The sequence below is a fragment of the Polynucleobacter sp. AP-Nickl1-40-C4 genome (assembly GCF_035012665.1).
In the GTDB taxonomy this organism is placed as follows: domain Bacteria; phylum Pseudomonadota; class Gammaproteobacteria; order Burkholderiales; family Burkholderiaceae; genus Polynucleobacter.
Map to the genome: position 1 here is coordinate 126170 of NZ_JAYGQR010000005.1, position 16507 is coordinate 142676.

General features: G+C 45.3%; 22 protein-coding genes and 1 pseudogene. 20 read left to right on the forward strand and 3 right to left on the reverse strand.

The features are described 5' to 3' along the window. Positions 1–15 precede the first annotated feature (15 nt). The 7 genes and pseudogenes from VC182_RS07330 to hisD all read left to right on the forward strand — a co-directional run bounded on the left by VC182_RS07330 (position 16) and on the right by hisD (position 5426). Positions 16–273 (forward strand): STAS domain-containing protein, encoded by a 258-nt coding sequence (locus VC182_RS07330; RefSeq protein ID WP_072582092.1) that lies wholly within the window; start codon positions 16–18, stop codon positions 271–273. Positions 274–278: 5 nt separating this feature from the next. Next, positions 279–962 (forward strand): annotated as a pseudogene (locus tag VC182_RS07335) (ABC transporter ATP-binding protein); the annotation flags it as partial. Between the two features lie 65 nt (positions 963–1027). Beyond that, on the forward strand, positions 1028–1816 hold the full coding sequence (locus VC182_RS07340) for an ABC transporter permease (RefSeq protein ID WP_072582093.1): 789 nt from the start codon (positions 1028–1030) through the stop codon (positions 1814–1816). A gap of 33 nt (positions 1817–1849) precedes the next feature. After that, positions 1850–2098 (forward strand): BolA family protein, encoded by a 249-nt coding sequence (locus tag VC182_RS07345; protein ID WP_072582094.1) that lies wholly within the window; start codon positions 1850–1852, stop codon positions 2096–2098. Positions 2099–2154: 56 nt separating this feature from the next. Further along, entirely contained in the window at positions 2155–3429 is a 1275-nt protein-coding gene (gene murA, locus VC182_RS07350; protein WP_072582095.1) for a UDP-N-acetylglucosamine 1-carboxyvinyltransferase, read from the forward strand. Between the two features lie 20 nt (positions 3430–3449). Beyond that, the gene (gene hisG, locus VC182_RS07355) at positions 3450–4076 is read left to right on the forward strand and encodes an ATP phosphoribosyltransferase (protein WP_072582096.1); all 627 of its coding nucleotides are present in this window, start codon (positions 3450–3452) and stop codon (positions 4074–4076) included. Positions 4077–4103: 27 nt separating this feature from the next. Then, positions 4104–5426, forward strand: coding sequence for a histidinol dehydrogenase (gene hisD, locus VC182_RS07360; RefSeq protein ID WP_323484946.1), 1323 nt, complete (start codon positions 4104–4106; stop codon positions 5424–5426). A 35-nt stretch (positions 5427–5461) separates the two neighbouring features. On the opposite strand, the gene hisC is transcribed toward hisD, so the two are convergent. Continuing rightward, positions 5462–6529 (reverse strand): histidinol-phosphate transaminase, encoded by a 1068-nt coding sequence (gene hisC, locus VC182_RS07365; RefSeq protein WP_323484947.1) that lies wholly within the window; start codon positions 6527–6529, stop codon positions 5462–5464. 116 nt (positions 6530–6645) lie between these two features. Between hisC and hisB the strand changes: the two genes are divergently transcribed. From hisB to hisF, 4 genes are all read left to right on the forward strand, one after another. Further along, on the forward strand, positions 6646–7233 hold the full coding sequence (hisB, locus tag VC182_RS07370; protein ID WP_072582099.1) for an imidazoleglycerol-phosphate dehydratase HisB: 588 nt from the start codon (positions 6646–6648) through the stop codon (positions 7231–7233). 61 nt (positions 7234–7294) lie between these two features. Continuing rightward, entirely contained in the window at positions 7295–7951 is a 657-nt protein-coding gene (gene hisH, locus VC182_RS07375) for an imidazole glycerol phosphate synthase subunit HisH (protein ID WP_323484948.1), read from the forward strand. 18 nt (positions 7952–7969) lie between these two features. Then, positions 7970–8731 carry a 1-(5-phosphoribosyl)-5-[(5-phosphoribosylamino)methylideneamino]imidazole-4-carboxamide isomerase gene (gene hisA / locus VC182_RS07380; protein ID WP_215358861.1) on the forward strand — a complete coding sequence of 254 codons (762 nt, stop codon included), beginning with the start codon at positions 7970–7972 and terminating at the stop codon, positions 8729–8731. Further along, positions 8731–9489: an imidazole glycerol phosphate synthase subunit HisF gene (gene hisF, locus VC182_RS07385; RefSeq protein WP_323484949.1), complete on the forward strand. Its 759-nt coding sequence runs from the start codon at positions 8731–8733 to the stop codon at positions 9487–9489. Before hisA ends, hisF begins: the two co-directional genes overlap by 1 nt. Before the next feature lie 9 nt (positions 9490–9498). On the opposite strand, the gene VC182_RS07390 is transcribed toward hisF, so the two are convergent. Continuing rightward, the gene (locus tag VC182_RS07390) at positions 9499–9891 is read right to left on the reverse strand and encodes a type II toxin-antitoxin system HicB family antitoxin (RefSeq protein WP_323484967.1); all 393 of its coding nucleotides are present in this window, start codon (positions 9889–9891) and stop codon (positions 9499–9501) included. A gap of 149 nt (positions 9892–10040) precedes the next feature. Here VC182_RS07390 and hisI point away from each other — a divergent pair, with 149 nt between their 5' ends. From hisI to tatC, 8 genes are all read left to right on the forward strand, one after another. Further along, on the forward strand, positions 10041–10430 hold the full coding sequence (hisI, locus tag VC182_RS07395; RefSeq protein WP_323484950.1) for a phosphoribosyl-AMP cyclohydrolase: 390 nt from the start codon (positions 10041–10043) through the stop codon (positions 10428–10430). 86 nt (positions 10431–10516) lie between these two features. Continuing rightward, positions 10517–10777, forward strand: coding sequence for a type II toxin-antitoxin system VapB family antitoxin (locus tag VC182_RS07400; RefSeq protein WP_323484968.1), 261 nt, complete (start codon positions 10517–10519; stop codon positions 10775–10777). Further along, positions 10777–11172, forward strand: a complete 396-nt coding sequence (locus tag VC182_RS07405) for a type II toxin-antitoxin system VapC family toxin (RefSeq protein ID WP_323484969.1) — start codon at positions 10777–10779, stop codon at positions 11170–11172. Before VC182_RS07400 ends, VC182_RS07405 begins: the two co-directional genes overlap by 1 nt. A gap of 16 nt (positions 11173–11188) precedes the next feature. Continuing rightward, complete coding sequence (locus VC182_RS07410; protein ID WP_323484951.1) at positions 11189–11590, forward strand: phosphoribosyl-ATP diphosphatase; 402 nt, start codon at positions 11189–11191, stop codon at positions 11588–11590. A 24-nt stretch (positions 11591–11614) separates the two neighbouring features. Continuing rightward, positions 11615–11971, forward strand: coding sequence for a histidine triad nucleotide-binding protein (locus tag VC182_RS07415; protein WP_323484952.1), 357 nt, complete (start codon positions 11615–11617; stop codon positions 11969–11971). A gap of 16 nt (positions 11972–11987) precedes the next feature. Further along, positions 11988–12209, forward strand: coding sequence for a Sec-independent protein translocase subunit TatA (gene tatA / locus VC182_RS07420; RefSeq protein WP_072582108.1), 222 nt, complete (start codon positions 11988–11990; stop codon positions 12207–12209). A gap of 57 nt (positions 12210–12266) precedes the next feature. Next, on the forward strand, positions 12267–12743 hold the full coding sequence (tatB, locus tag VC182_RS07425; RefSeq protein ID WP_072582109.1) for a Sec-independent protein translocase protein TatB: 477 nt from the start codon (positions 12267–12269) through the stop codon (positions 12741–12743). Between the two features lie 39 nt (positions 12744–12782). Continuing rightward, positions 12783–13574 carry a twin-arginine translocase subunit TatC gene (gene tatC, locus VC182_RS07430; RefSeq protein WP_072582110.1) on the forward strand — a complete coding sequence of 264 codons (792 nt, stop codon included), beginning with the start codon at positions 12783–12785 and terminating at the stop codon, positions 13572–13574. Here tatC and VC182_RS07435 read toward each other — a convergent pair. Next, on the reverse strand, positions 13550–15007 hold the full coding sequence (locus VC182_RS07435; protein WP_323484953.1) for a sel1 repeat family protein: 1458 nt from the start codon (positions 15005–15007) through the stop codon (positions 13550–13552). The genes tatC and VC182_RS07435 overlap by 25 nt on opposite strands. A 208-nt stretch (positions 15008–15215) precedes the next feature. On the opposite strand from VC182_RS07435, the gene VC182_RS07440 reads away from it, so the two are divergent. Then, complete coding sequence (locus tag VC182_RS07440) at positions 15216–16436, forward strand: porin (protein ID WP_323484954.1); 1221 nt, start codon at positions 15216–15218, stop codon at positions 16434–16436. The last annotated feature ends 71 nt before the right edge of the window (positions 16437–16507 follow it).

A 16507-nucleotide genomic window follows, 5' to 3' on the forward strand; every position in this document is an offset into this window, starting at 1 on the left:
ATAAGCATAGACATCATGCCCTTTCTTTTGCCAAAAAAAGTGACGCAAGAAAATGCATTGCAGTTGCAAAAAGAAGGCCTATTAAATAGTCCAAACTTACGCTCGATTGATTGCTCCGAATTGAAAGATTTTGATTCCACCGTACTCACCGTTTTATTGGCATGGCAAAAAAAGCTTATGGCTGATGGACAATCCATTTCAGTAGAGCATGCACCAGCAAAGCTCAAGGTTTTGGCAGGTGTTTATGGTGTTTCTACATTGCTGGGCTTGTAATGACGATGCATCCTGCAATTTCTATCCAAAATATATCCAAGCAATACGGAGCACTTCAGGCTTTAGATAATGTTTCATTGAGCATTGAGCCAGGGGAATTTTTCGGTTTATTGGGGCCCAATGGTGCCGGCAAAACTACCTTGATTTCTATATTGGCTGGCCTGGTGAGGCCGAGCCAAGGTCATGCAGCCATTATGGGTGCTGATGTTCAGAAGGGGTTTCGTGAGGCACGCCGGATGCTGGGTGTGGTTCCTCAAGAGCTGGTCTTTGATCCCTTCTTTACTGTGCGTGAGACCTTACGTTTTCAATCCGGGTATTTCGGGATTAAAAATAACGATGCGTGGATTGATGAGATTATGGCTAATCTTGATCTCACCTCCAAAGCGGATAGCAATATGCGCTCCTTGTCTGGCGGAATGAAGCGTCGAGTGCTTGTCGCACAGGCTTTAGTTCATAGGCCGCCTGTCATTATTTTGGATGAACCGACTGCTGGCGTGGATGTTGAGTTACGTCAATCCTTATGGCAATTTATTAGTCGGTTGAATCAAGATGGTCATACGATTGTTCTGACTACTCATTACCTGGAAGAGGCGGAAGCTTTGTGTCAGCGTATTGCCATGCTGAAACAAGGCAAGATTGTGGCTCTAGATACCACTGCCAATTTATTAAGTCGTTACGGATCTGTCAAAAAAGATGGTGAAGGTAAAACGGACTTAGAAGAAGTCTTCGTGAACATCATGTCGGGGAGTGCGCAATGAAACATGGCCTCAATCGACCTGCTCTAGAGTACGGCAGTGGTTTTCCTACCCTTTTGTTTAAAGAGGTAAAGCGCTTTTATAAAGTAGCTTTCCAGACGGTGGCAGCACCGGTACTTACAGCTGTGCTCTACCTGATGATCTTTGGCCATGTTCTTGAGGGCAGAGAGGTCTACGGACGTTTAAGTTACACAGCCTTTTTAATTCCTGGTCTTGTGATGATGAGTGTTTTGCAAAATGCTTTTGCAAATACTTCATCTTCTTTGATTCAATCTAAGGTCACTGGTAACTTAGTGTTTGTTTTGTTGGCTCCCCTAAGCCATTTTGAGTTTTACTCTGCTTATATTTTGGCTGCAGTATTTCGGGGAATTGTTGTGGGACTGGGCGTTCTATTAATTACCATCTGGTTCGCAACACCCACTTTGGAATACCCATTATGGATTTTGACGTTTGCTTTCTTGGGTGCGGCAATTTTGGGAAGTCTTGGCTTGATAGCGGGTATCTGGGCTGATAAATATGACCAGTTAGCCGCTTTTCAGAACTTCATCATCATGCCCGCAACGATGCTGTCAGGTGTCTTTTACTCCATTCATTCCTTACCGCCAGCGTGGCAAGCAGTGTCACATTTCAATCCGTTCTTTTACATGATTGATGGTTTCCGTTACGGCTTTTTTGGGGTTTCAGATAACTCCCCTTGGAGCAGCTTAGTAATTGTGTTCTGTTTTTTTGTGGTGGTGTCGGTCATTGCTTTACGCCTATTACAAAAGGGCTATAAGCTTCGTTATTAATTGTTGAAAACTCGAGTTTGATTAGGAAAAGAAATGCTACCCACCCCAGAACAGATTGAAGGCTATATCAAGCAAGGGCTAGCCTGCACCCATATTCAGGTTGAAGGTGATGGCCAGCACTTTTTTGCAACCATCGTGAGCCCTCAGTTTGAAGGTAAGCGTTTGGTGCAACGCCACCAATTGGTATACGGTGCAATGGGTGATCGCATGAAGGCGGAAGTCCATGCCTTATCAATCAAAGCATTTACACCTGAAGAATTTGCACAAAATTCAGCAGTATAAAAATTACATCATTACGCATTACAAATTAATAAATCAGTTTTTACTGGAATCGTTTCATGGATAAATTACGAATGGTTGGCGGCACTCCTCTCAATGGAGAGGTAGTCATTGCTGGCGCTAAAAATGCTGCATTGCCCATTCTGTGCGCTTGTCTATTGACTGATCAACCAGTTGTATTGCGCAATGTTCCTGATTTGCAAGATGTGCGTACTATGCTCAAGCTTTTGCAAGAGATTGGTGTAATGGTTGATTTCCCAAGTGCTGGTGATCGTAGTCACATGGTGTTGAATGCAGCGGTTATTAAAAGTTCAGAAGCGACTTATGAGATGGTGAAAACTATGCGCGCCTCCATCTTGGTACTTGGCCCACTTTTGGCCAGAATGCATAGCGCAAAGGTTTCATTGCCGGGTGGTTGCGCAATTGGCGCACGTCCAGTAGATCAGCACATCAAAGGCTTGAAGGCGATGGGCGCGAGTATCAAGATTAAGAGTGGCTACATTCAGGCTGAAACCAAGCCACAGTCAGATCGCCTAAAGGGCGCCTCCATCTTGACTGACATGATTACCGTAACCGGTACTGAGAATTTGTTAATGGCTGCCACTTTGGCATCGGGTACAACCATCTTAGAAAATGCTGCACGCGAGCCTGAGGTTGGTGACTTGGCTGAATTGTTGGTCAAGATGGGTGCGAAGATTTCAGGCATTGGTAGTGATCGGCTAGTGATTGAGGGAGCAGAAAAACTTCATGGTGCTGAGCATTCGGTTATTCCGGATCGTATTGAAGCGGGCACATTCTTATGTGCGGTTGCTGCCACTGGTGGGGAAATTACAGTCAAGCACTGCCGCCCAGACACTTTGGATGCTGTGATTGTTAAGTTAAAAGAGGTCGGCCTGGAAATGGAGATTGGCTCTGACTGGATTAAGGCTTCCATGCAGGGTCGTCCTAAAGCAGTCAACTTCCGTACTTCTGAATACCCCGCTTTCCCGACAGATATGCAAGCGCAACTGATGACGGTCAATGCAATTGCATCGGGCAACTCAACGATTACAGAAACGATTTTTGAAAATCGCTTTATGCATGTTCAAGAGCTCAATCGTTTGGGTGCGGACATTGCTATTGAAGGTAATACTGCTATTGCGCAGGGAGTAGAAAAGCTCTCCGGTGCGATTGTGATGGCTACGGATTTGCGGGCCTCAGCTAGTTTGGTGATTGCTGGATTAGCTGCCCAAGGCGAAACCCAGGTAGACCGGATTTACCACTTAGATCGTGGCTATGACCGCATGGAGCAGAAGTTAACCCTCTTAGGTGCCAATATTGAGCGCGTGAAGTAAGGCTGATGGATAATTAGTCCATGAAATTGACTTTAGCCCTCTCCAAAGGGCGCATCTTCGAAGAAACTGCAGAGATCTTGTCCAAGGTTGGCATAGTGCCGCTGGAGGATCCTGAGAAGTCACGCAAACTCATTATTGAGACATCTAATCCAGATGTTCGTCTCATTATTGTTCGTGCCTCAGATGTGCCTACTTATGTGCAATTTGGTGGTGCTGATTTTGGAGTTGCTGGTTTGGATGTATTGATGGAAAAAGGGAGTGATGGTTTGTACGTTCCTTACGACTTAGATATTGCCAAGTGCCGCATGTCTGTCGCGGTCCGCGAAGGTTTTGATTACGCTGCTGCTGTAAAGCAAGGTTCCCGCTTAAAAGTGGCCACGAAGTACGTCAATTGCGCGCGCGAACACTTTGCCAATAAAGGTGTGCACATTGATACGATTCAACTGTATGGCTCAATGGAGCTCGCACCTTTGGTGGGCTTGGCAGATGCGATTGTGGATCTAGTCTCTACTGGCAATACGCTCAAAGCGAATGGCTTAGTTGAAGTTGAGCCGATTGCCGATATTAGCGCGCGCCTAGTCGTCAATCAAGCTTCATACAAGCGCAAGCGAGCTCAGCTACAACCTATTTTTGAGCTACTGAAGTAATAGCAGCTAGAAGAGAAGTCTTCCCTCATGCCTTCAAACATTAACGTAAAACGCCTCAATAGCAAGGATGCAGGCTTCAGAGAAATTCTGTTGTCGAGCTTGTCCTTGCCGTCTGCTGATGATGAGGCGATAGATGCTGCAGTAGTGAAGATTTTGGCAACTGTTAAAGACAAGGGTGATGAAGCGGTTCTAGGCTTTACAAAACAGTTTGATCGCTTGAGTGTGGCCAGCGTTTCTGATTTAGAGATTCCTCGCAAAGATTTGGAGCTGGCTTATAACTCTTTATCGGCAGAGCAAAAAATTGCTCTCGATATTGCTGCGCAAAGAGTGCGCGCTTATCACGAGAAGCAAAAGATTGAAGCAGGTTGCCACTCTTGGGAGTACGAAGAGAAAGATGGAACACGTCTCGGTCAAAAAGTAACTCCATTAGATCGTGTTGGTATTTATGTGCCAGGCGGTAAGGCAGCTTATCCATCATCCGTGCTGATGAACGCTATTCCCGCAAAGGTGGCGGGTGTTGCCGAAGTGATTATGGTGGTGCCTACTCCTGATGGTGCGCGCAATCCTTTAGTTTTGGCGGCAGCTTATCTTGCTGGTGTAGATCGTGTCTTTACGATCGGTGGTGCTCAGGCAGTTGGCGCTTTAGCCTATGGAACTAAAACTATTCCGTCGGTTGATAAGATTGTTGGACCTGGCAATGCCTATGTGGCTGCAGCCAAGCGCAGAGTCTTTGGTACTGTTGGCATCGATATGATCGCTGGCCCATCAGAAATCTTGGTTCTTTGTGATGGATCTACTCCTCCGGATTGGGTTGCAATGGATCTGTTTTCTCAGGCTGAGCATGATGAGCAGGCTCAATCGATCCTGCTCTGTCCAGATGCTCAATATATTGAGCAAGTGCAAGCAAGCATCAACAAGCTCCTCCCAGAAATGCCAAGAGCAAAAGTGATTGAAGCTTCACTCACAAATCGCGCTTTGTTAATTCAGGTAAAAGATATGTCTGAGGCCTGTGAGATTGCTAATGCAATTGCTGCTGAGCACTTAGAGATTTGCGCTGCTGATCCACGTCAGTGGGCTGACCAAATTCGTCATGCGGGCGCCATCTTTATGGGTAACTACACCAGCGAATCCTTAGGCGATTACTGCGCCGGACCTAATCACGTTTTACCGACTGCACGCACGGCACGCTTTTCTTCACCATTGGGTGTGTATGACTTTATCAAGCGTTCGAGCATGATTGAAGTTAGTGAAGCTGGAGCTCAGACCTTAGGTGCTGTTGCTAGTACGCTAGCTCACGGTGAGGGCTTACAAGCCCATGCACGTGCAGCTGAAATGCGCCTGAATAAGTAAGCGCGCAATAAGCCTGCGCTTACTTCTTAAAAAATCTAACTCAGAATTTCTTTTAAAGCAGCGACAAGTTCATTGCTTTGTTCGTCTGTGCCAATCGTAATGCGCAAGAACTCTTCGATGCGTGGTGATTTGAAGTGACGCACGATGATGCCGCGATCCCGTAATGCTTGATATAGCTTGGCACCAGCATGTTTCGGATGGCGACTGAAAATAAAGTTTGCAGTCGAAGGCAGGGTTGCAAATCCCAATGCATCGAGTTGCTCAATTAACTTTGTACGAGTTTGAATCACTTTGGCTGAAGTTGCTTCCAGATGCGCTTGGTCCTCAATGGCTGCAACCGCACCAGCTTGAGCAAGGCGTCCCAAGGGGTAGGAGTTAAAACTATTTTTGACTCGTTCTAAGCCCTCAATTAATGCTGGATGACCAACCGCAAAGCCGACGCGCAGACCAGCTAGAGCACGTGATTTTGAAAGCGTGTGTACTACTAACAAATTTTCTGGACAGTTGGCGCCACGCAATAGCGGAATACAAGATTCAGTCCCGTAATCTACATAGGCTTCATCAATAACAACTACTGAATCTTTGTTGCGCAAGACTAGCGCTTCAATTTCTGAGCGAGGAATTGATCTACCCGTTGGGGCATTGGGGTTTGGGAAAATAATTCCGCCGTTAGGAGTTTGGTAATCAGCAGTTTTTATCTCAAAATTTTCGTTCAGGGGAACTATTTGGGCATTAATTCCAAAGAGCTTGCAGTAGACGGGATAGAAGCTATAGGTTATATCTGGAAAGTGTACTGGCTTATTTTGCTTGAGTAAACCAGCAAAGACGTGCGCCAACACTTCATCAGAGCCATTGCCTACAAAAACTTGATTTGCGTCTAAGCCATGTAATTTAGCGATAGCTTGTTTTAGGGCTGCGCCTTCCGGATCGGGATAGAGGCGTAAATCGGCAGTATTTTGATCTTCAATAGCAGCAAGCGCTTTGGGCGATGGGCCATAGGGGCTCTCATTGGTATTGAGTTTTACCAGCCGCTGCATTTGCGGTTGCTCCCCTGGAACATAAGGGGTTAGGGTTTGAACAACAGGGCTCCAAAAACGGCTCATGAGGGTTCTCAGGTCAAAAATCGGGATAAAAGTGCAGTGATATCGGTATTTAAATCTCTTCTAGGAATGATATTATGAGGCTTCAATCAACACTTCGCCTCGCGGCGCAATGAAGCATGCGGCAAGCCGACGTCACCCGAAACACTTCGGAAACCAAAATTCAGATTTCCATCAATTTAGATGGAACCGGTAAGGCTGAGCTAGCCTCCGGGGTTCCTTTTCTAGATCACATGCTCGATCAGATTGCCCGTCACGGCATGATTGACCTCAAAGTGGTTGCAAATGGCGACACCCATATTGATGACCACCACACTGTTGAGGATGTGGGAATCACGCTAGGGCAGGCCTTCGCCAAGGCAGTGGGTGATAAAGCGGGTATTACTCGTTACGGTCACTCCTATGTGCCGCTTGATGAGACCCTTTCTCGTGTAGTGATTGATTTTTCTGGCCGCCCAGGTTTGGAATTTAATGTTCCATTTACGCGTGCACGTGTAGGCGACTTTGATGTGGATCTCAGTATTGAGTTCTTCCGTGGTTTTGTGAACCACGCTGGAGTCACTTTGCACATCGATAATTTGCGCGGTATTAATGCGCATCATCAGATTGAAACTGTGTTCAAGGCTTTTGGTCGCGCTTTGCGTATGGCTTTAGAGCTTGATCCACGTGCTTCAGGCGCCATTCCTTCAACTAAAGGAAGTCTGTAATCTAGACTCCCCACGGTTGCTCAGAAGACAACAGTAGATAACAATAGACAGCAGGTAAATTTTGGCGCAAACCATTGCGATCGTCGACTATGGAATGGGTAATCTCCGTTCTGTATATCAAGCATTTCATCATGTTGCACCCGATGACAATGTATTGATTGCTCATCAGCCAGAAGAGATCCACTCTGCAGATCGCGTCGTTTTGCCCGGTCAAGGTGCTATGCCAGATTGCATGAAGCATCTAGAGGAATCCGGATTATTGGATGCCTTACTGGAGGCTTCTAAAAGTAAGCCGCTGTTAGGGGTCTGTGTCGGAGAACAAATGCTCTTTGATAGAAGTGCAGAGGTACGTGCCGCCGAGCAATGGACGCCTTGCTTGGGTTTGATTCCCGGGGAAGTGCGTCGTTTTGAGCTGGTTGGTCAAAAGCAGCCAGATGGCTCCTCATATAAAGTCCCTCATATGGGCTGGAACCAAGTGCGCCAAGACCGCAAGCACCCTCTTTGGAATGGCATACCTGATTTAACGAGCTTCTATTTTGTGCATAGCTACTATGTTGTGCCGCAGCGTAATGAAGATACAGCTGGTTCTACAGAATATGGCGATTGGTTTACTTCTGCGGTGGCGCGAGATAATATTTTTGCAACTCAATTTCATCCAGAAAAAAGTGCAGAATACGGTTTAAAGCTTTATCAAAATTTTGTTTCTTGGCAACCTTAATACTCCTAACCATTCGCTATGCTGCTGATTCCCGCAATTGATCTTAAAGACGGCCACTGTGTTCGACTCGAACAGGGTGATATGGATAAAGCTACAGTGTTTTCAGAAGACCCTGGCGCAATGGCGGCGCATTGGATTAGCAAGGGTGCTCGACGCTTACATTTAGTAGATCTCAATGGCGCATTTGCTGGCAAGCTCAAAAATGAGTCTGCGATTAAATCGATTCTCAAAGCAGTTGGCAATGAAATTCCCGTGCAGCTCGGCGGTGGTATTCGTGATCTTGAAACGATTGAACGCTTATTGGATGATGGTATTAGCACTGTCATTATTGGAACAGCAGCTGTGAAGAATCCCGGCTTTGTGCAAGATGCTTGCACAGCATTTCCTGGTCATGTGATGGTTGGTCTTGATGCGCGTGATGGCAAAGTGGCTACTGACGGCTGGAGCAAGATTACTGGCCATGAAGTGATTGACCTTGCTAAGAAATTTGAAGATTGGGGTGTAGAGGCCATTATCTATACCGACATTGGTCGGGATGGCATGCTCAAGGGCGTCAACATCGAAGCCACAATTAAGCTGGCGCAAGCTATTCGTATTCCGGTCATTGCCAGTGGTGGCCTCTCTAATAATCAAGATATTGAAGCGCTTTGTAAAGCTGAGGAAGAGGGCGTCATGGGCGTGATTGCGGGACGCTCAATCTACGCTGGCGATCTTGATCTTGCAGCCGCTCAAAAATATGCCGATGAATTAACCCTCAAGTACGCAAAGAAAATCATCTAGTGTTAACTAAGCGAATTATTCCTTGTTTGGATGTCACTGCAGGGCGCGTAGTTAAGGGTGTGAACTTTGTAGGCTTGCGTGATGCAGGCGATCCCGTGGAAATCGCTAAACGGTATGACACCCAAGGCGCCGACGAGCTGACATTCTTAGACATTACTGCAACATCTGATGGTCGCGATTTAATCTTACACATCATTGAAGATGTGGCATCACAGGTTTTTATTCCCTTGACTGTTGGTGGTGGTGTTCGTGCAGTTGCGGATGTTCGGCGCTTGCTCAATGCCGGCGCAGATAAAGTGAGCATGAATTCTTCTGCGGTAGCCAACCCTGATTTAGTTTCCGATGCTGCTGCTCATTACGGCTCCCAATGTATTGTGGTGGCGATTGATGCCAAGCAAACTGAAGCGGGCAATTGGGAAGTGTTTACCCATGGTGGTAGAACTGCGACCGGAATGGATGTAGTCACATGGGCTACTGAAGTGGCTAAACGTGGTGCAGGCGAGATTCTTTTAACTAGCATGAACCGCGATGGCAGCAAGGATGGCTTTGACTTGGCCTTAACTGCCGCAGTAAGTGATGCAGTTTCTGTTCCCGTGATTGCCTCTGGCGGCGTTGGTAATTTGCAGCATTTAGTGGATGGCATTACTAAGGGCCATGCAGATGCCGTATTGGCAGCTAGCATTTTTCACTATGGCGATTACACAGTCGGTCAGGCAAAAGAATATATGGCAGCTCAAGGAATCCCGGTTCGGATTTAGGTGGGGTTCTTAAGCGCTAATTGCCATATGCGCGATAAATGCTGAGCGGTTTTCACCAGCGGATTTGGCCTTAGCATCTAATCTTGCCAACACTCTTTTTGGTAAAGAGATATTTACTCTTTCGATATCGTCTGACAGTAATACCGGGTCAATCTCAGCAATTGCCCAGATATATCCTTTGAACTCTTTCTTCTTTTGAAGATCGGTAATAGAGCTGGGCTTTGGGATATCTTCGCCCGCGTCTAATGCAGTTTCAATCCAAAGTTCAATTGCTTCTTTGGCATTCTCAATAGCCTCATCAATTCCACTGTCAGCCGCAGAAAAGCAGCCTGGCATATCGGGAATAATCACACCCCAGGCTAAGTTATCTCCACCCGGTTTAATAGCAATTGGATATTTCATCATAGCCCTTCTGTTGACATACGAATTTTAATTTATACACACAGTACACACAAATGAGAGAAGTGTCCATGAAATAGTGGGGTCTTTTTGGCAGGCCCTAGAAACTCGTTATTTGCTTGGCGCAAAACAATTCTGTCAAAATTGGACAAATGTCAGATACGAATAAAAACTCACAAGACCAGGCCTTATTAGAGGCGGTGACTTGGAATGATCAGGGCCTAGTACCCGTTATTGCACAAGAAGTGGGTAGTGGCGATGTATTAATGATGGCCTGGATGAATCGCGATGCCCTTTTGGAAACTATTCGCTTGGGTGAGGCTGTCTACTGGACTCGTTCTAGACAAAAGCTGTGGCACAAAGGTGAAGAATCTGGCCACACTCAAAAGGTGAAAGAAATTCTCTTGGATTGTGATGGGGATACGATTTTGCTGATGGTTGAGCAAAAAGATGGGATTGCTTGCCATACGGGTGAGCATAGTTGCTTCTTTAGGCAATGGGATTCTGTAAGCTCAAGTTGGATCAAGATCAGTAAAATCTGACCCAAGACATTATTTTGGGGCTTGATTTCCAGTTTGCTCTAGTTTAGAGTGGTATATACTTTGATATATACCAAGGAGCTAGGATGATGAGCCTAACAGCAAAAATCTTTATGAATGGACGTAGCCAGGCCATACGCTTACCTGCGGCATTTCGTTTCGAGGAAAAAGAGGTTTTTATTCGGCGCGATGCTAATACTGGGGATTTAATTCTTTCCAGAAGACCTGAAAACTGGGATAGTTTTTTCTTGGCGCTTGCGAGCACGGATGTTCCTTTGGATTTCTTAAGCCCCGAAGATCGAAATCAAGGTTCGCAAGATCGAGATCCTTTTGCTGGAGTCAATGAGTGATGAGATATATGCTCGATACCAATACCATCAGCAGTCTCATTAAGAAAAACCCAGTAGTAAGCAGAAAAATCGCCAGTGTTCCTATGGAAAGACTATGCTTGTCAGTGATATCTGAAGGTGAAATTCTCTACGGGTTGGCAAAAAAGCCCCATGCTAAGAATCTTCATTTAGCGGTGCAAGAGTTTTTGAAGCGAGTCGATGTTATGGTTTGGGATACTAATGTGGCTAAGCATTATGGTGTTTTGAGGGCGGAGCTAGAGGGTGGCGGCAATGTATTGGGCTCTCTCGATATGCAAATTGCAGCACATGCTTCTCAGCTCGGGGCAATTTTAGTAACGAATGACCAAGCTTTTAAAAGGATTCAGAAGCTAAAGGTAGAGGATTGGACTGTATAGTCTGCAAAACTTATTCATGGACAAAATATTGAATTCAGACAAAAAAATCGAATCTGGTTTAACCCATTTAGCCGATGTAGTTGATCAACGTCGTGATGCGTTTAAGGCAGGCCAAGCAGATCCGAAAACCTCTTATACCGCATTGCTCTTTTCAAAGGGTGATGACGGGATCTTGAAAAAGATTGGTGAAGAGGCAACTGAGGCTGTGATGGCGGCAAAGGATGCCCGCAATGCGAATTTAGCCGCTGAGCAACAAAAGCTATTGGTGGGCGAAATGGCTGATTTGTGGTTTCACTGTTTGATTGCTTTATCTCAATTTAACCTGCGCCCAGAGGATGTCATCGCTGAGCTTGATCGCCGTTTGGGAACTTCGGGCATTGAAGAGAAGGCAGCTAGAAAAGCTGCTGGTAAAGAGTAAGTACGGATAAATACAAGAAAAAGTATGTCACACGATCCTAATTGCCTATTTTGTAAGATTTCTCAAGGTTTAATTCCCTCTCAGAAGGTCTATGAGGACGAGGAAATCTATGCTTTTAAAGATATCAACCCGGCAGCACCCATCCATTTTCTGATCATTCCTAAAAAACATATACCCATGTTGGAGTCATCTGAAAGCATAGATACCCCTTTGCTGGGTAAAATGATGGAATTAGCACCGCGTCTTGCCAAAGAGCAAGGCTGTCGTCCTGGTAAGGATGGTGGCTTTAGGTTGATGGTGAACAATGGTGCGGATGGTGGGCAGGAGGTTTATCACTTGCACTTACATGTGATGGGCGGTCCCCGCCCCTGGAAAAAATAATCCAAGGAGATTAAAAATGGGTTCATTTAGCATTTGGCATTGGTTAATTGTTTTAGTGATCGTAATGTTGGTATTCGGTACCAAAAAATTGCGCAATATCGGCCAAGATTTGGGCGGCGCTGTAAAAGGCTTTAAAGATGGTATGAAATCTGCTGAAGAGCCTAAAGAGCAAATTCAACAAAGTTCTGCAACAGCAGACACGACTGTTGATGTTCACGCTAAAGACGTAAACAAATAACTAACTAATAACTGAAGCGCAATTGAAACTCATGCTGCAATTAAATAACTGCGTTAAATGATTGATCTCGGAGTTTCAAAACTTGCGCTGATTGCTGTAGTTGCTCTGGTGGTGGTTGGACCAGAGCGTCTGCCTAAAGTGGCTCGCATGGCTGGTAACCTGTTTGGACGTGCTCAGCGGTATATGGCTGACGTCAAGTCTGAAGTGAGCCGTCAGATGGAGGTGGAAGAATTTAAAAAGTTTCGAGAAGAAACTGCTGCCACTCTCAAGGAGGTTGAAAACAGTATTGGCTCTACGGTTCAAGAGGCTAGCGCTAACTTAAGCGATCAAGCGGATATTTTTGAAACGAGCTTTGATAAGCCGCCCTTAGATGAAAAAGAAGTGCTTCGCAAAACTAAGCGCCAAGGGCGCAATAGCTGGGGTGTGCGCCGTGCTGCAAGGCCCCTTTGGTTCAAGCGTTCCGCAGGCATTCGTACTCGAGTGCAGTCTGGCGCTGCCAGGATGAAGCGCTTTCATCACAGTGCCGGCAAATAAAAATAATAGTAAAAAGCAAAAGAATAAAAATACTTACGCATGACTGAAAACAATTCAACTCAAGACTCGGGATTACAAGAAACCTTTCTTTCCCACTTATTTGAATTACGTGATCGCGTAATTAAAGCAGCACTTGCAATTATTGTTGTCTTCGTATGTCTAGTCTATTGGGCGCCTGATATTTTCCATTTGTTTGCACAGCCTTTACTAAAGGCTTTGCCTGCCGGTGGCAAGATGATTGTGACGGACGTCACAGGTTCATTCTTTGTGCCGATGAAGGTCACCATGCTAGTCGCATTTATCATCGCTTTACCAGTGGTGATGTATCAACTTTGGGCTTTCATTGCGCCTGGTTTGTATTTGCATGAAAGAAAACTCATTTTGCCTTTGGTCGTGAGTAGCTACACCTTGTTCATTGCTGGTATGGCATTTGCTTACTTTTTAGTATTTCCAACGGTATTTAAGTTCATGGCAAGTTACAACGCACCTTTGGGTGCGGAGATGTCGACCGACATTGATAACTATTTAAGTTTTGCCATGACAACCTTCTTGGCATTTGGTATTACTTTTGAAGTGCCTGTGGTGGTGGTTGTCTTGGTGCGGATGGGTATGGTGCCACTAGCTAAGCTGAAGGAAATTCGCCCTTATGTGATTGTGGGTGCTTTTGTAATTTCAGCCGTGGTTACTCCCCCTGATGTACTGTCTCAATTATTGCTAGCCGTACCCATGACCTTGCTCTATGAATTGGGTTTATTAGTTGCTCGCTTTTACGTGCCAAGACCCTCCGATGAGGATGCCGCAACTGATCAATCGACTTCTGCGTCAGCTTGATTCTTAGAAAAAGTAGTTGTAAGCCAGTTGGTAACGCGATCAAAGCGATAGCGTCTTTGGCGTAAATTGCCCTCCAGATCCATCTCCGAACCAGCAAAGGCTTTGCCAGCCGCCAAAAGAGCGCGACGCTGTTGAATCGTTTCAATCTGAATCAATCTAGGCAGGATCTTTGGCAATTCCCAGCGAATATCTACCACTACGCAATGCTCATGTTGTAGTTGGCCTACTTCACATAGCAATAGCTCTGCTTTAGTGAAGTTGAATTGGTTGGCAATGATGATGCGATGGCAAAGTAATAGCCAATCTTCATCCACCTTATGTTCAGCATGGTGATTAATCGCCACTTCAGCACATTGAGCTAATTCGAGCCATTCATTATCTTTAGGGTTGGGGCAGCTCTCCAAAATCTTACTCAGTAATTCTTTTGCTTCTGGCACGCCTTGTTGATGGGCCTGCCATACCCAATAGGATGCTTGCAGTCCACGCACCTTCTCTTCATTCTTTTCACGCTTGCGCCACAGATTTGCGCCTTTGCGAAGTTGTGCCTGTGGATGACCCAGATCAGCAGCACGATCGATGCAGCGATCGCTCTCTGTGGCGTTGTAACCAGAGAATTGTGGGCGACGATAAATTTCACCGAGTGCATACCAAGCATCTCGATCACCATCTTTGGCAGCAAGCTCTAACCAATGAGCCGCTTTCTTTAGAGAGGCATTTGATTTGTTCTGTTCTGAATGGGCGCTTCCATCTAATTGCGCAAGACGCAAACCCAGAGTGAGTTTTGCAATAGTTAATCCAAGTTCTGCGGCTTGGCTTAAGGCATCTTCATTTTGTTCATCAAGCCAAACTTGCCATAGAGAGGACAGGGCTTCATTTTTTGGCTGAAGCTTAATCAGCAATTCTTTTGCATTGTTTGCAAAAAGAGATTCGCCATCTGCAAGCTCATGCAAATATTGCTTGGCGATCTTTTGCATGCCAGCAAAATCTACAGAAGAAATTTTTTCCAGCGTCGCTGAATTCTTTTTTACCCAATCAAGCAATTGGGATTGAACTTCTTGATTTGCAGGATTAATTAATAGATTAACAAGCTGCCATTTGGCGGCAAGATTCGAATCAGAAACATCCCTGGCTTCAGCTAACTGCCAAAAAGAGTCCCAGCCAAACCGAAAGGCAGGGGAGTTAAAGGTTTCAGCAAGCGGAATATTGGCAATCTGGCTTAAAAGATCAAAAATTTCAGCGTCACTTGAGCTTTTATTCTCAAGTGATTGATTCATAATAGAAAAATACGATTTTTCTAGCCAAATCAGAGCGTTAGCAGGTTGGATTGGGGTTTTGAAGGCCCCAGTAAGGTAGGCGGAGGCCAGCTTTTGTTGCGCGGAAACATCACCCAAACGGGCTGAACTGAGGATTTTTAGGAATTCGCGACTTGCCATATGACAATTTTGGCATCTAGAGCCCATAAAAGACAGAAAACAAAGGTCTTGTTGTCGAGATACAACGAAGAAAGCCAAAAAACTACCTTTTGACAAGCAAAAAGAGCTCCTAAATACCCTGACATCCAGTCTGGTGAGGCAAAAGAAGCAAAATTCGTAGGTCCCAGTTTTATTTGGGCATTACTTTTAATTTTTGGAGATTTAAAGAATGAAAAAATCGCTATTAGCACTCGCAGCATTGTCAGCTATTGCTGGCGCTGCTCAAGCTCAGTCCAGCGTTACTGTTTACGGTATCTTGGACGTTGGTTATATCGGCTCGAACTCACGTGTTTCAGCTCAACCAGCTGTAACAAAAACAGAGACTAGCCAGTTGGGTCAATCTGCTGAACAAACTTCACGTTTAGGTTTAAAAGGTACTGAAGATTTGGGTAACGGTGCTTCAGCATTCTTTACAGCTGAGTTCTACCTCTACCCACAGGATTCATCTTTGTCTGGTAACAGCACAGGCGGCTTGCAAAACCGTCAAACTTTTGTTGGTTTGAAGAAAAATGGCATTGGTCAAGTAGCAGTAGGTTTGCAATACACACCAATCTTTAATGCAGGCGCAGCAACTAGCGCTGGTCAATACAACAACATGTTGGGCGACTTAGTTTATGCTGGTTCAACTACCGCTGCTAACAGTGGTAACGGTGCAGTATCTGCTGGCTTTACTAACCGCGTATCAAATTCATTAACATTGCAAAGTGATAACTTTGCTGGATTCACAGGTAGTGTTTTGGTTACACAAAACAATACAAACACCACAGAAACAGGTACTGCAGCTGCTCCAGTCGGCGGCAATACAAATGCTAGTGGTTGGGGTTTAGGGCTTGATTACACATACAAGAAGTTCTATATCGCTGGTGCTTACCAGGCTTTGAAGGAATTAACAACAGCAACTAACGTTGGTACTGGTGCTGCTTCAGTTCCTTGGTCTGGTGCACAACCTTCAGCTCCTACAACTGTTTCAGCTGGAGCAGCTAACGCCTTGAATATTCAAGATAATCAAGGTTTTGTAGGTGCAACTTATGACTTTGGCATCTTGAAGGCCTATGCACAGTACGTAACACGTACAGCTACTTCAACAACTAGCTCAAACTACTATGTAAAACGTTCAGCTGAGCAAATTGGTGTTCGTAGCTTCATTACTCCAACAATCGAGGCTTGGGGATCTGCTGGTTTGGGTCGCTACACTGGATATGGTTCAGGAACTCCAACTGCTAACTTCAATGGTTGGCAGTTAGGTTCTAACTACTACCTCAGCAAGCGTACAAACTTGTATGCAATCTATGGTCAACAGTTGTTTAGCAATGCAAACGTAGGTGGTACTGTTGGTACTGTAAGTGCTGGCGCCAATAACTATGCAATTGGTATGCGTCACACTTTCTAATTGCTTGCTAGCGTAAGCTAGTTAAGAATTAGTTAGGTATCAAATTAACCCACTGTGGAAACACAGTGGGT

Bases quoted from the DNA above. Each gene is read 5' to 3' on its own strand.
- VC182_RS07330 (WP_072582092.1), top strand. From the start codon at position 16: ATGCCCTTTCTTTTGCCAAAAAAAGTGACGCAAGAAAATGCATTGCAG.
- VC182_RS07340 (WP_072582093.1), top strand. From the start codon at position 1,028: ATGAAACATGGCCTCAATCGACCTGCTCTAGAGTACGGCAGTGGTTTT.
- VC182_RS07345 (WP_072582094.1), top strand. From the start codon at position 1,850: ATGCTACCCACCCCAGAACAGATTGAAGGCTATATCAAGCAAGGGCTA.
- murA (WP_072582095.1), top strand. From the start codon at position 2,155: ATGGATAAATTACGAATGGTTGGCGGCACTCCTCTCAATGGAGAGGTA.
- hisG (WP_072582096.1), top strand. From the start codon at position 3,450: ATGAAATTGACTTTAGCCCTCTCCAAAGGGCGCATCTTCGAAGAAACT.
- hisD (WP_323484946.1), top strand. From the start codon at position 4,104: ATGCCTTCAAACATTAACGTAAAACGCCTCAATAGCAAGGATGCAGGC.
- hisC (WP_323484947.1), bottom strand. From the start codon at position 6,529: ATGAGCCGTTTTTGGAGCCCTGTTGTTCAAACCCTAACCCCTTATGTT.
- hisB (WP_072582099.1), top strand. From the start codon at position 6,646: ATGCGGCAAGCCGACGTCACCCGAAACACTTCGGAAACCAAAATTCAG.
- hisA (WP_215358861.1), top strand. From the start codon at position 7,970: ATGCTGCTGATTCCCGCAATTGATCTTAAAGACGGCCACTGTGTTCGA.
- VC182_RS07390 (WP_323484967.1), bottom strand. From the start codon at position 9,891: ATGAAATATCCAATTGCTATTAAACCGGGTGGAGATAACTTAGCCTGG.
- hisI (WP_323484950.1), top strand. From the start codon at position 10,041: ATGTCAGATACGAATAAAAACTCACAAGACCAGGCCTTATTAGAGGCG.
- VC182_RS07400 (WP_323484968.1), top strand. From the start codon at position 10,517: ATGAGCCTAACAGCAAAAATCTTTATGAATGGACGTAGCCAGGCCATA.
- VC182_RS07405 (WP_323484969.1), top strand. From the start codon at position 10,777: ATGAGATATATGCTCGATACCAATACCATCAGCAGTCTCATTAAGAAA.
- VC182_RS07410 (WP_323484951.1), top strand. From the start codon at position 11,189: ATGGACAAAATATTGAATTCAGACAAAAAAATCGAATCTGGTTTAACC.
- VC182_RS07415 (WP_323484952.1), top strand. From the start codon at position 11,615: ATGTCACACGATCCTAATTGCCTATTTTGTAAGATTTCTCAAGGTTTA.
- tatA (WP_072582108.1), top strand. From the start codon at position 11,988: ATGGGTTCATTTAGCATTTGGCATTGGTTAATTGTTTTAGTGATCGTA.
- tatB (WP_072582109.1), top strand. From the start codon at position 12,267: ATGATTGATCTCGGAGTTTCAAAACTTGCGCTGATTGCTGTAGTTGCT.
- tatC (WP_072582110.1), top strand. From the start codon at position 12,783: ATGACTGAAAACAATTCAACTCAAGACTCGGGATTACAAGAAACCTTT.
- VC182_RS07435 (WP_323484953.1), bottom strand. From the start codon at position 15,007: ATGGCAAGTCGCGAATTCCTAAAAATCCTCAGTTCAGCCCGTTTGGGT.
- VC182_RS07440 (WP_323484954.1), top strand. From the start codon at position 15,216: ATGAAAAAATCGCTATTAGCACTCGCAGCATTGTCAGCTATTGCTGGC.